This window comes from Gordonia jinghuaiqii (genome assembly GCF_014041935.1).
In the GTDB taxonomy this organism is placed as follows: Bacteria; Actinomycetota; Actinomycetes; order Mycobacteriales; family Mycobacteriaceae; genus Gordonia; species Gordonia jinghuaiqii.
Map to the genome: position 1 here is coordinate 3991977 of NZ_CP059491.1, position 14700 is coordinate 4006676.

Sequence of the window (14700 nt, forward strand, 5' to 3'; positions counted from 1 at the left end):
CTTGGCGGAGGTGTCCCCGGGACCGATCGGGCGGATGGTCAGATCATCGACGGTCAGGTCGGGCAGCTCGATGTCGTCGAGCGACAGCATGATCTGCGCGAGCGGCGCATACGCCTGCGAACGAACCGGGTTGAGCTCGTCGACCAAGGACTCGAACGGCACGTCCACATGGGAGAACGCGGCGACATCGGTGCCGCGGACCTCGGCCAGGACCTCCCGGAAGCTACGCGCACCGGCGATCTCGGTGCGCAGGACCAGGGTGTTGACGAACATGCCGACGAGCGGGTCGAGCACGGGTTGCCCGCGCCCGGCCACTGTGGTGCCGACGACCACGTCACCGACCGCGGTGACCCGCGACAGCAGGGTCGCCAGTGCCGCGTGCACGACCATGAAGGGGGTGGCGCCGCTGCGGCGCGCCTCGTCGACGATCCGGCCGGTCAGGTCTGCCGGGATCTCGTAGGTGTGCTCGGCGCCGCGCAGGCTCGCGATCTGCGGGCGCGGCCGGTCGGTCGGGACCGTCGACACCTCCGGCAGATTCGCCAGCTTCTCGCGCCAGTAGGCCAGCTGTTCGCCCAGGACCGAGTCCGGGTCACCCGCGTCGCCGAGGACCTCGCGTTGCCAGACCGCGACATCGGCGTACTGCACCTCCAGCGGTGCCGGCGGCTCGGCCGCCGCCTCACTGCGCCGGCGCGCATAGGCGGCCAGCAGGTCCCGAGCGAACGGGGTCATCGACTCCCGGTCGGCGATCATGTGGTGGAACACCACGAGCAGCACGGACCGATCGGGCGCCGAGTACAACCGGACGCGCAGCGAGATCTCCTGGGCCACGTCGAAACCGGCGCCGGCCGCGGCCTCCAGTGCCGCCTCGTCGGGCGCGACCTCGAAGTCGATCACCTGTGCGGCGTGGGTCGCCGGGGCGATGAGCTGATAGGGCGATCCGTCGGTGTCGACCGGGAAGCGGGTCCTCAACACCTCGTGGCGCATCACCACATCGGTCAGCGCGCCGCGTAGCGCCTCGTAATCCAGCTCGCCCGAGATCTCCAGGGCGAGCGGGATGTTGTACGCACCCGACGACGGGTCGAGCTGGTTGATGTACCAGATCCGTTGCTGGGCGAGGCTCAGCGGCGGGCGGCCGGAGCGCCGCCCCGCGGTGATCGCAGGCAGACGCCGGGTACCCGAGCGCAGCGCGGTGGCCAGCGCACGCACGGTGGGTGCGTCGAAGACGGTGCGCACGGTGACATCGGCGTCGGTCGCCTCGCCCACCCGGGCGGCGAGCCGGGTGGCCGACAGCGAGTTGCCGCCGAGCTCGAAGAAGGAGTCGACGACGCTGATGGCGGCGGCGTCGATCCCGAGGACATCGGCGAACACCGCCGCGATCGTCGTCTCGGTGTCGTCGGCGGCCGGAACGAAGACGCTGGAGGTCCGGAACTCGGGCGCGGGCAACGCCTTTCGGTCGACCTTGCCGACCGGGTTGAGCGGGATCTCATCGAGCACGACGAGCGATTCGGGCACCATGTACGACGGCAGCCGCTCGCCGATCGCGGCGAGCACGCGGTCCACGTCGATCACGTGTCCGGGTGCGGGGGTGACGTAGCCGCACAGTCTGGCGCCGGCCGGCGTCTCGACGCCGACGGCCACCGCGGAGGCGATCTCGTCGAGGTCGCGCAGCGCGGCCTCGACGTCGCCGAGTTCGATACGCAGACCGCGGATCTTGACCTGGAAGTCGGCACGTCCGACGTACTCGAGCTCCATTCCCGGGGTCCAGCGCACGAGGTCGCCGGTGCGGTACATGCGTTGCCCGGCAACGCCGTACGGATCGGCGACGAACCGCTCCGCGGTGCGGGCGGGCTGGCGTGCGTAGCCGCGGGCGAGTGGCGGTCCCGCGAGATAGAGCTCTCCCACGACACCGATCGGCACCGGTCGCAGCGCATCGTCGAGCACCAGCGCGGTGATGCCCTCGACCGGCGAGCCGATGTGTACCGGCTCCCCGGTACGCAGCGCATCGGTCGACGTGGCGATGATGGTCGCCTCCGACGGACCGTACAGGTTGTACATCCGACGGCCCGAGGGATCGTCGGGATCGCCTGCGCGGCGGTCGATCTCGGCGGTGGGCAGCGCCTCGCCCGCGGTCATCAGCACGGGCAGCGCGTCGGCGGGCAACTCGGGGACGGTGGCCAGCACGCTCGGCACGATCACCGCATGGGTGACCCGCTCGTCGACGATGAGCGCGCCCAGCTCGGGACCGCCGTACACCTCGGGCGGCGAGAGGACGAGAGTGGCCGAGTTGCCGTAGGCGAGCAGGAATTCGAACACCGAGGCATCGAAGCTCGGCGAGCTGACCGCCAGCATGCGCGAGGACGGGTTCAGGCCGTACCGCCGGGCGGCGAGGGTGGCGACGTTGGCCAGCGCGCGGTGGGTCACCACGACGCCCTTGGGACGGCCGGTCGATCCCGAGGTGAAGATCAGGTAGGCGGCGGTGTCGCCGGCGGTGTCGCCGGCGGTGTGGATCTCGGGTGTTGGCGGGACCGCGGTGCCTGAGTCGACCAGCAGCTCATCGAGATCGTCGGGCAACGAGACCCATTGCGGACCCGCGGGCATCGTGTCGGCGTGCACCTCGCCCACCACACCGATCCGTGCGGCCGAGTCCTCGACGATGGCCGCGATGCGATCCGCCGGATAGGCGGGATCCACGGGGCAGTACACCGCACCCGATTTCGCGATGGCCCACAGCACGATCTGGCCGACGAGCCCGCGGGGAAAGGCACTGACGACGACACGCTCGGGGCCCGCGCCGAGCGCGATCAGGCGCTGCGCCAGCACACCGGCGGCATCGTCGAGCTGGCCGTAGGTGAGTTCGCGCCCGCCACTGACCGCGGCGATCGCCGCACGGTCGCCTGCGGCTGCGGTGAACATCTCCCCCAGCGTCACCGACGGCGCCGCGAGGCCGCCGCTGGAGACCATGGCGTCGCTGTGCGCGGCCTCCATGATCTCGAAGTCGCGGACCGCCAGATCGGCGTCGTCGAGGGCCTGGCGGGCGACGTGCTCGAAGTAGTCGACGAACCGCGCGATGGTCTCCGGTTCGAAGAGGTCGGCGGCGAAGTCGATCGTGCCCGACAGGTAGTAGCCGTCACCCTGCTGCTCGTTGGCGAAGCTCTGCACATAGGTGATGTTCAGGTCGTAATCGGTGAGCGCACGTTCCTGCTCGACGAACTCCGCTGCCACACCGGGCAATTCGAAGGTGTGCTCGAGGTGGTCCTGCAGGGCGAGCGCGACCTGGAACAGCGGGGCGTGTGAGCTGGTCCGCGGCACCTGCAGGGCGTCGACGACCATCTCGAACGGCACGTCGGCATTGGACATGGCGGCGAGATCGCGGTCCTTCACGACGTCGGTCAGCTCGGAGAAGCTCGCGCGCGGATCGAATTCGGTGCGCAGCACGAGCGTGTTGACGAACATGCCGACGAGATCGTCGAGGGCACGTTCGCCTCGCCCGGCGAACGGCGTGCCGACGCTGATGTCGGTGCTGCCGCTGACCCGGTGGAGCACCACGAGCCACAGCGAGTGCAGCAGCATGAACACCGAGATGTTCTGTTGGCGTGCGAGATCGTCGAGCTGCTCGGCGAGGCCGGAGCCGATGGTGAAGGCGTAACGCCGCGAGATCTTGCTCTGCACCCGCGGACGCACGTGGTCCAGGGGGAGGTCGAGCAGTTCCGGCGCGCCGCGCAGGGCGTCGCGCCAGTACGACAGCTGTTGTCCGGCAATCGATTCGGGGGAACCGGGATCGCCGAGAACGTTGCGCTGCCACAGGGTGTAGTCGGCGTACTGGACGCTGAGCTTGCCCAGGTCCGGCTCGCTGCCGTCCTGCCGCGCGCGGTAGGAGACCATGACGTCGCGGGCCAGCGGGGCCACCGAGGCGCCGTCGGCGATCACGTGGTGGACGACGAACACCAGTGCGTAGTCCGTGTCGGAGAAGCTCAGCAGACGGATACGCAGCGGCGGAGCGGAATGCAGGTCGAACGGGGCGTGGACGAGCTCACCGATCAGGGACTCGGCATCGCCCGCCGCGACCGCCACCGGTGGATTGACCACGACGTCACCGAGCGCGTCGTCGAGGTCGCACACGACCTGGTGCGGCACGCCGTCCGTCGCGGGGAAACGAGTCCGAAGTGCCTCGTGGCGGCGCAGGACGTCTCGCACCGCAGCGTCGAGTCGCTCGGCGTCGAGGTGGCCGGCGAACCGCAGGACGAGCGGGATGTTGTAGACGCCGCTCTCCGGTTCGAGTTCGGCGAGGAACCAGAGGCGTTGCTGCGCATAGGACAACGGGATGCGGTCGGGCCGTTCGACGACCACGAGCTCGGGCCGTTCGACGTGGACCCGGTCGGCCACCCGGGCGGCGAGTTCGCGGATCGTCGGACACTCGAAGACGTCTCGGACGCCGACCGCGACCTCGAGGACCTCGCTCGCACGCCCGGCGAACTGCGCCGCGACGAGTGAGTTGCCGCCGCGGTCGAAGATGGATTCGGTGGCACCGAGCCGGTCGACGCCGAGGAGTTCGGCACCGATGTCGGCGAGCCGGTTCTCCAATTCTCCTTCGGGCGCGACGAATTCGGCTTCACCGGTCATCACCGGGGTGGGCAGTGCGGCCCGATCCAGTTTGCCGTTGACGTTCAGCGGCAGCTGGTCGAGTACGACGACGACGTCGGGGACCATGTAGTCGGGCACCGCGGTCGCAACCGCGGCGCGGATGGCCGCGGTGTCGAGGTCGGCGCCGGTCACATAGCCGACCATGTGGTCGATGTGGTTCTCGCGCTTCTTGATCGCGGCCGCCGCGGCGTTCACCCCGGGTGCGGCGAGCAACGCCGCCTCGACCTCGCCGAGTTCGATGCGGAAGCCGCGCAGTTTCACCTGCGCGTCGCTGCGCCCGATGAACTCGATGCTGCCGGCGCGTGGTATCGCCACGTCGCCCGTGCGGTACATCCGACCGCCGTCGGAGTCGTACGGGTCGGCGATGAAGCGGGCGACGTTCAGCTCGAACCGGCCGGCGTACCCGCGCGCGACCTGCGGTCCCGCGATGTACAGCTCGCCGGGGACGCCGTCGGGCACCGGCATCAGCCGGCGATCGAGGATGTAGGTGCGGGTACCCGGTATCGGTCCGCCGACATCGGATGCGGCCGTGGAGGCGACGAAGTCCACCGTCAGTTCGCGCCGGGTCATGTAGACCGTCGCCTCGGTGGGACCGTACATGTTGTTGAGCTGGGGGCCGTCGTTGCCGTCGGCGGCCTGCCGGTCGAGTTGCCAGCGCCGTACCTGTTCGAAGTCGAGTGCCTCGCCGACGAAGATCATCGATCGCACCGACGGGGAGAGCCGGGCACCGGTCGGTGGCCGGACGGCGGCGGCGAGCTGGTAGAAGGCCGACGGTGTCAGGTTGACGATCGTGACCTGTTCGCGTTCGAGGACGGCGGCGAAGTCGATCGGCGACCGGGTGGTGAGGTAGTCCAGGACCACCAGGCGGCCACCCCAGGCCAGTGCCACCCAGATCTCGCCGACCGAGACATCGAAGGCGTAGGACTGGAACATGGTCCAGACGTCGTCTTCGGTGTAGTCGTACATCTCGTCCATCGCGGCCAGCAACGAGATGACGTTGTCATGCGTGACGACAACGCCTTTCGGCTTCCCGGTGGAACCGGAGGTGTACATGACGTAGGCGGGGTGCGACGGGTCGACGCGTTGCGGGAGCCGCCCGCGCGCCTCCGCCGCGGTGAGTTCGGCGGAGATCTCGCCGACGGTGTGCATCTCGACGTCGAAGTGTCCGCGCCACTGTGCGGCGGTGTCCGGGTCGGTGATGATCACGACCGGGTCGGCGTCGGTGACGATGGAGTGGAGACGGTCGACCGGGTGTGAACGATCCAGCGGCAGGTACGCCGCACCCGACTTGACCACACCGAGCAGCGCGACGATGAGTTCGGCGTCGCGGGTCAGCGCGACGCCGACGAGCCGCTCGGGACCGGCGCCGGCCGCGATGAGACCCGCGGCCACCAGGTCGGAGGCCTCGTCGAGCTGCCGGTAGGTCAGCGAGGTCCCCTCGAGGTCGGAGACCGCGATCCGGTCGCCGAATCGCGACGCCGTCGACCGGAAGACCCCGGGCAGACTCCCCCAGTCCTCGGTGCCGAGCACCTGCGCCGCCGCGCCGCGGATGTCGGCGAGCGCCTGCTGCGTGGCGACGGCGAGCTCGGCCGGCGGGCGTCCCGGGGCCGCGAGCAGGCCGGTCACCGTGGCCGCAACCGCGGCGTCGGTGTCGAGGCCCTGCGCGACCAGCACGTTCGCGGTCATCGTGGCCTGGGACGCGAGACGTCCGAACGGCACCGGCCCGGCGGTCGCCTCGAAGGCGACAGCGTCTGGCTGACGTGCCGCCGCCTCGGTGATCAGGTTCAGCGTCGCGGGCTCGGCACCCCATGGACGAGAAATCTCAACGCCTCCTGGAATCGGGACGGTCACGGCCGACGGGTCTCGTGGGCGGCACCTGCCACGAGACGCTCGGCGTTGACACGAAGAGTTGCGAGCGCATCGTCGAGAGCGGTGGGGCCGCCGGCGGCGAGACCCGGCACACTGCTCATCAGCGCCATGGTGAGCGCCGCGTCGGCATCCGAGCCGGGGAGGACACCGAGCATCGCGGTGGCCGCCGCCGACAGGTCGCCGAAGGTCACCGCCATGCCTCCACCGGCCACGGCCTCCGCGGTCGGATCGACCTGGCCTGCCGAGGCCACCAGATCTGCGAGGCTGAGGTCGATGCTGGTGTCGTCGGCAACGGAGAGCTCGTCAACAGTGTGGATCACAATGTCACCGACTATACAGTCGGCCTGATCGGCGACCGCCTCCAGAACCTGGATGTACCGCGCGGCGAGCGTGTCGACCGTGTCGGCGTCGAACAGGTCGGTGGCGTAATGGAATTGGCCACGCATCGGTCCGTCGGCGTCGCCGCCCGCGGGCGATCCTCCGGGGTACAGCGTCAGCTGCAGGTCCACCTTGGCGCTGACCAGCTCCTCGGGGATGTGGGAGACCTTCAGGCCCTCGAGTTCCACCGGCGGGAAGTCGAGGTTCTGGAAGAAGAACATCACCTGATAGATCGGGTTGTACGCGGTCGGCGGCGTCTTCAGGACCTCGCCGACGACGCTCTCGAACGGCACGTCGGCGTTGGCCATGTCCGCGAGGTCCTCGCGGCGCACGCGCTCGAGCAACCCGGCGAAGGTCTCGTGCGGCCGGATCTCGGTTCGCAGCGCCAAGGTGTTGACGAACATGCCCACGACGTCGTCGAGCGCGCGATCGTCACGTCCGGCGTACGGCGTGCCGATCACGATGTCGTCCTGGCCGGACAGTCGCGAGAGCAGCGTCGCGAACGCGGCGTGCGCGACCATGAACAGGGTGCTGTTGTTCTCGCGCGCAACCGTTTCCAGCCGCTCGACGAGGTCGGCCGCGACAGTGAACTCGAGGAGTCCGCCGGCCGTGCTCGGCCGCTTGGGACGCGGCCGGTCGGTCGGGAGGCTGATCAGCTCGGGCGCACCGCGTAAGCGCTCGGACCAGTAGTCGAGCTGCGTCTGGGACTCGGTGCGACCGTCGGCGTTGAGCTTCTCCAGCTTCTCGAGCTGCCAGAGGGTGAAGTCCGCGTACTGCACCGGCAGCGGCGTCCACTGCGGTGCGACGCCACGACGGCGTGCCGCGTACGCACTCATCAGGTCGCGCGCCATCGGCGCCATCGACGATCCGTCGCCACAGATGTGGTGCACGACGAAGACCAGTACATGGTCCTCGGGCGCGACCTCGAGAACGGCCATCCGCACCGGCGCCTGCGTCGTCACGTCGAAACCCTCGCCGGTGATCTCGGCGATGGCCTCGCGCACCTCGCCGGTGACCTTCACGGTGCGGAAGTCGAGCTCTCCGACCACCACCTCCGAAGGGATGATGACCTGCATCGGCTCGCCGTTGATCATCGGATAGGTGGTGCGCAACGACTCGTGACGCATCACCAGGTCGACGACGGCGCGGCGCATCGCGTCGTGGTCGTAGGGTCCCTCGGCCCGCAGCGCGAGCGCGACGTTGTAGGCCGACGACTCGGGATCGGCCTGGTTGAGCATCCACATACCGCGCTGGATGGTCGAGACCGGCACCATCTCCGCGCGCGTCCGCGGACGCAGCTGCGGCACGGTCTCCCCGGCCGCGGAGGTGGTCAGCCGTTCGGCGAGTTCACCGACGGTGGCCGCCTCGAACAGTTCGCGCACCGAGACGGTGCGGCCGAGGACCTCCCCGAGTCGGGCGGTGACCTTGACCGCCGACAGCGAGGTGCCGCCGAGACCGAAGAAATCATCCCGCGCACCCACGCGGTCGCGGCCGGTGACCTCGGCGAACACGCCGGCGATCACGGTCTCTAGCTGCGAGCGCGGCGCCACGTACTCGTCTGCGGTCGACAGGTCGACCGTGGGCAGCGCCTTGCGGTTGATCTTGCCGACCGGGGTCAGTTCGAAGTGGTCGACGATGATCACCGTATGCGGCACCATGTGTCGCGGCAGGCGGCCGGATGCGAAGTGCAGCAACGTCTCCGGGCCCACGGTCGAGTCCGCGGCGATCGTGACGTACGTCACGAGCAGCGTCTCGCCGCTCGGTGCGGGCGCGCCGACGCTGAGGCTGGTCACCACGTCGGGGTGCTCCTCGAGCACTGCGTCGACCTCGCCCGGTTCGATGCGCAGGCCGCGGATCTTGATCTGGAAGTCGTTGCGGCCGTGGTAGATGATCCGACCGTCGGGGCGCCGGGTGACGCGATCACCGGTGCGGTAGAGGCGTCCGTGCCCGAACGGGTTGGCCACGAAGCGTTCCGACGTCAACGACGCCATGCCGAGGTAACCGAGAGCCACCTGGTCGCCGGCGAGGTAGAGCTCGCCGGGCACGCCGCTGGGCGCGGGGCGCAATGCGTGGTCGAGGACGAAGGCTCCGACCCCGTCCCACGCGGTGCCGATCGTGACCTGATCATCCGCCGACATCGGGCCGTCGACGGTCACGATGACGGTCGCCTCGGTGGGACCGTAGGCGTTGAAGAAGCGTCGCTTGGACCACCGGCGGACGAGTTCGATGCTGCAGGCCTCGCCCGCGGCCATGATCGTCTGCAGCGTGGGCACATTCGCCGGATCGATCGTGGCGAGCACCGACGGGGTCATCATCGCGTGGGTGACACCGCCGTCGGCGATCACCCGGGTGAGCGCGTCACCGGCGTACTCGTCGACGCCGGCGACCACGAGCTCACCACCCGAGCACAGTGCGAGGATCAGTTCGAGGATCGACACGTCGAAACTCGGCGACGCCACATGCAGGACCTTGCTCGCGGCGTCGACGCCGAAGCGTTCCACCGAGCTGACCGCGAGGTTGTTGACCTGCCGGTTGCTGACCCCGGTCGCCTTGGGCATGCCGGTGGAACCGGAGGTGAAGATCAGGTAGCTCAGGTCGTCGAGGTCGACCGGCTCGGGCAGTTCGTCGTCGCGGACGGGCGCGCCGCTGTGCCCGGCGATCTGCATCTCGAGGTCAGGGTCGTCGAGCGCGAGCCACTGCATGCCGACGCGATGCGTCGCGGCGTGGCCCGCCCGTGTGAGCCCGAGGTCGGCACCCGAGACGCCGAGCATCCGTTCGCGCCGCTCGGAGGGGTAGGTCGGGTCGATCAGGACGAACGCGGCACCCGATTTGATGACCGCCACCGTGGCGATCACCGAGAGCGTGGAGCGCCCGATCTCGATCGCGATCACGTCTCCGGCCCGCGCTCCGAGCCGGATCAGCTCGCGGGCGATCTGGTTGGTGCGGGCCTCGAAGAGCTCGCGGGTGACGACGACGTCGCCGGACAGCGCGACCGACGATCCGCCGGGGCGGGCCGCGGCCTCGACGATCACGTCGCGAAACGCCTTGTGCGGCGCCGCCCGGTGGATCGTGGTCAGCGCCCGCGCCTCGTCGGCGGGCAGCAGGTCGATCCTGCCGACCGGCGCCTGCGGGGCGCGCAACATGGCGCCGAGGACCCGCTCGAACTCGTCGGCGATCGCCGCGACGGTCGAACGGTCGAACAGTTCGGTGGCGTAACCGAATTCGGCGACGATCTCGGGGCCGCCGGCGCGGTCGACCTGAGTGAAGGCGATGTGCAGGTCGTATTTGGCGGCCGGCACCCGGGCATCGAGCAACCGCGCGCCGAAACCGCCCTCGACCGCGCCGAGGCGGTCGTGCTGCCAGGTCATCATCACCTGGAACAGCGGCGACTGCGCCAGCGAGCGATCCGGTGCGACGGCCTGCACGACCTGTTCGAACGGCACGTGTGCGTGCGCGAGTGCACGGGCACTCACCCGGCGACTCGCGGTGACGACCTCGTCGGCGCTCTCGCCGGGGCGAACCCGGGTGCGCAGCACGATGGTGTTCACGAACATACCCACGAGATCGGCGAACGCGGGATCGTCCCGGCCGGCCACCGCGGTACCGATGGTGACGTCCTCGCCGCCCCACAGCCGCGACAGCAGCACGGCCAGGGCGCCGTGCAGGACCTGGAACGGAGTGGACCGGTTGCGCGTTGCGAGAGTGGAGATCTCGGCGACGGTTCCGGTACCGATGACGCGGTCCAGATAGTCGCCCTCCCCGGTCGACACCGCCGGTCGCGGGCGGTCGGTCGGCAGGTCCATCATGTCGTCGAGCCCGGCCAGCTCGCGCGACCAGAACTCGAGTTCGTCGTGGGCGACCGATCCCGCGTGGTCGGGGTCGCCGAGGACATCCCGCTGCCAGAGCGTGTAGTCGACGTACTGCAGCGGCAGTGGCTCCCACTCGGGCGCGCGGTCGGCCCGCACCGCCTCGTAGGCGTGCATGAGGTCGCGCACCAGCGGGGTCAACGAGAGACCGTCACCACAGATGTGATGCAGCACGATCACCACGACGAGGCTCTCCGACGTCTTGAGCACGTGGCACCGTACAGGCACCTCGTAGACGAGATCGAAGCCCTGCGAGGACAATTCGGTGATCGTCGCGCTCACCGCGGACGGCGCGACCTCACGTACCGGCGCGATGACGGTGTCGGCGACGTCTTCGGCGGACAGGATGTCCTGGGTCGGCTCGCCGTGGACGGCCGGATACCTGGTGCGCAGCGGCTCGTGCCGGTCCACGACCGCGGCGAAGGCGGCACGCAGCGCCTCGGCGTCGTGGTCGAGTCCGAGGGTGACCGCACCGGCCATGTTGTAGGTCGGCGCCTCGGGGTCCATCCGATTGACGAACCAGAGGCGGGTCTGGGCCGGCGACAGCGGCAGGATGTCGGGACGCTGCGTCACCCGCGACGCCGCCGAGGGCAACCGCACCGAGCCGGCGCGGTCGATCCGCCGGGCGAGGTCGACGAAGTCCTCGCTCTCGAACAGCTCGGTGAGGGGCAGTGAGGTCTCGAACTCCTCGCGGATGCGTGCCACCAGGCGTGCGGCGTCGAGAGAGTCGCCGCCGACGGTGAACAGGCTGTCGCGCATGCTGATCCGCGTGTCGGGGGTACCTGCGGCGTCGGATTCCGCGGCGGTGTCGCGACCCAGCACACCGGCGACGAGTGAGATGAGCCGCTCCTCGGTGGCGGTCTCGGGTGCGAGGAACTCCGACGTCGCGGTCTGGACGGGTTCGGGCAACGCGCGGCGGTCGAGTTTGCCGTTCGCCGTGAGCGGCAACGCGTCGACGAGCATCACCAGGTCGGGGACCATGTACCCGGGGACCCGGTTGCGGACGGCCTCGCGCACCGAGACCGGGTCGAGACCCGAGGACTCCTCGACGCTCACGTATCCCACGAGCTTGGGACCCGTGCCGGCGTCGACGACCACAGCGGCGGCCGCCGACACCCCGTCGACGGCCCGCAACGCGGTCTCCACCTCACCGAGTTCGATCCGGAACCCGCGAAGCTGGACCTGGTCGTCGGCGCGACCCATGTACTCGACGTCGTCACCGACACGACGGCCGAGGTCGCCGGTCCGGTACAGCCGTCCACCCGACCCGTCCGGGTCGGCGACGAATCGGGTCGAGGTGAGCGCGGGCTGATTGCGGTAACCGTCCGCGAGTTGCGCACCGGCCACATAGATCTCGCCGACAGCGTGCTCCGGCACCGGCCGCAGCCGGCGGTCGAGGACGCGCAACGCCAGCGAAGCCAGCGGGCGGCCGATCATGCTTCCGCTGTGTCCGCGAACGAGTTCGGGGTCCAGCGGACGGAAGGTGACGTGCACGGTCGTCTCGGTGATGCCGTACATGTTGACCAGGGCGACGTCGTCGCCGAAGTCGTCATACCAGCGCGACACCTCGTCGAAGCGGAGCTCTTCACCACCGAAGACGATGTAGCGCAACGGAAGCCGCTGCGAACTGCGGCGCCGGGCGTCGCTGAACACGTAGAACGCCGACGGCGTCAGCGAGGCCACCGTGACACCTTCGCGCCGCACCAGTGCCAGGAACTCGTCCGGCTCGCGCGCGACCGCCCGGTCGACGATCAGCGCGCGGCCACCGGTGAGCAACGGACCGAAGATCTCCCAGACCGAGAAATCGAAAGCGTAGGAATGGAATACGGTCCAGACGTCGTCCGCGGTGAAGTCGAAGTCGGCGGCCGAGGCGTCCAGCAGGGTGAGGACCGCACTGTGCGGGACGGCGACTCCCTTCGGGCGGCCGGTGGAACCCGAGGTGTAGATCACGTAGGCGGTACTGCCCGCGAGCGGGGCGTGGGCCGGCTGCGCGTGTGCGGCGGCGGCCCCGCCGTCGACGAGCTCGCCGATGGAGATGACCGGGGTGTCGCCCACCCATTCGTGTGCGTCGGCGTCGGTGATGACGCATGCCGGCGCGGCGTCGGAGACGATGTAGCTCAGCCGGTCGGCGGGATTCGTGGTGTCCAGCGGCAGGTAGGCCGCACCGGTCTTGAGCACCCCGAGGATGGCGACCATCAGGCCGACGTCACGCCGGGTCGCGATTCCGACGAGCGACCCGGTCCCGATCCCCTTGGCGCGCAAGGCTGCAGCCGCGGCGTCGGAGCGTTCGTCGAGCTCACGGTAGGTCAGGGTGGTGCCGTCGGCGTCGGTCGTCGCGCCGCGGGACCCGAAGCGTTGCGCCACGTCGCCGAAGACCTCGACGATCGACCGCGCGGCGTTGCGCGTCGGTCCCCCGGGCTCGGGGAGACGGCCGAGCAGGGCTCGGTCGGAGTCGGTCAGGATCGGGACGTCGACGACGAGCTCGTCGACGTACTCCGGCGCGGTGAAGTCGGCGAGGAAGTCGACGAAACGCGCGTGGAGCGCATCGAGCTCGTCCTGGGTGTACAGGCCGGGGTTGCCGTGCAGGTCGATGACCAGCGGAGCACCGGGGCTGGCCTGGTAGAGGTTGAGGAGCGTGTCCTCGAGGACGCCCGAGGACAGGATGTGGTACTGCGCCTCGGCGCCTGCCACCTCGATGGGCTTGTCGAAGAACATCATGTTCACCACGGGCCCGAAGGAGCCCGACGCGGAGTCCAGCAGACCGGCGTCGCGACGGATGTCCTCCACGCGGTAGCGCTGGTGACGCAGGGCGCCGGTCAGCTCGATCTGCACCTTCTCGACGAGGTCACGGACACTGCCCTCGGTGACACCACGGCTTCGGACCGGCAGCAGGTTCGCGAGCATGCCGCCCGCTCGCTTGATCTTGGCGGTGGCGCGACCGGTGACCGGCAGGGTGAGCACGATGTCGTCCGAACCGGACATCCGCGCCAGAAACGCACTGAAAGCCGCGGTCAGGACGACAGCGGCCGACGAGTTGAGGTCGGCGCACATGGCCTCGAGGCGGCGCAGGCGGTCGGTCGCGAGGGTGGTGGAGGAGACCAGGTTGACCGGGGTCAGCGGCGCCGACGCCCCGCGACGCGACAGCGTCACACGCTCGGGCAGTTCGGCGACCCGCGAACGCCAGTGCTCCGCGTCGGCCTGCCGGCGGCTGCTCGACCGGTACTTCTGATCGTCGGCGACCACCTCGGCCATGCTCGCGAGCGGCTTCTCCTGCAGCTCGGTGCCGCTGATCGCTGCGTTGTAGCGCTCGACCGACATCCGGATGAATGTCAGCGCCGAGTATCCGTCGACGACGATGTGATGGCCGCGGCTGTACCAGAGGGTCCGATCGTCGGCGACCCGGAGCAGCGCGGTGACGTTCAGGCGATCGTCGAGAATATCGACCGGCCGCCGATACTCGTCGAGCATCCACGAATTGGCGGCGTCGAACGGGTTGTCCGCCGCCCGGAAATCGATGATGTCGACCTCTTGGACCATCGTGGAATCCACGATCTGGCGAATGTTGCCGTCCTCTTCGACAATTCGCACATAGGGAGCTTCGAGCACCCGGCCTGCCGCCTTCATGCAGTCCACGAGCAGTTCGTGATCGAGCCCGTCGGGCTCGTGCCGGAGATCGAGATACTGTGCGATCGTGACCGAGTAGCCCGGGGAGAGCCGCTCCGCGAACCACATTCCGCGCTGCGCAGCGGTGAGCTCCAACACTTCCGGCGAGGCGTGGGAACCGGCGGTCAGGTCACCGGCGGTCGAACCGTCCGGGCTCGCCGTGTCCGTTGCCACCTCGTCGGGACCGGACTCCGGCTGGGCCGGGCGTTCGTCGGGCACGGGCGCGTTCGGTGTCGTCAAGGCACACTCCGGCGTTCAGGTAGCGGGGTCCAGCGGTTCGACA

Annotated in this window: 2 protein-coding genes (1 of these 2 cut by a window edge); both read right to left on the reverse strand. The window is 69.6% G+C overall.

Annotated features, from left to right (window positions below; translation table 11 throughout):
- Positions 1-6492, reverse strand: the 5' end (the start) of a protein-coding gene (locus H1R19_RS17770) for a non-ribosomal peptide synthetase (protein ID WP_219849706.1). Its footprint begins 28299 nt before the window's first position; 6492 of the gene's 34791 nt are visible here — the first part of the coding sequence; it begins with the start codon at positions 6490-6492; the stop codon falls past the left edge of the window.
- Entirely contained in the window at positions 6489-14657 is an 8169-nt protein-coding gene (locus H1R19_RS17775) for an amino acid adenylation domain-containing protein (RefSeq protein WP_257865689.1), read from the reverse strand. Before H1R19_RS17775 ends, H1R19_RS17770 begins: the two co-directional genes overlap by 4 nt.
- Positions 14658-14700 lie beyond the last annotated feature (43 nt).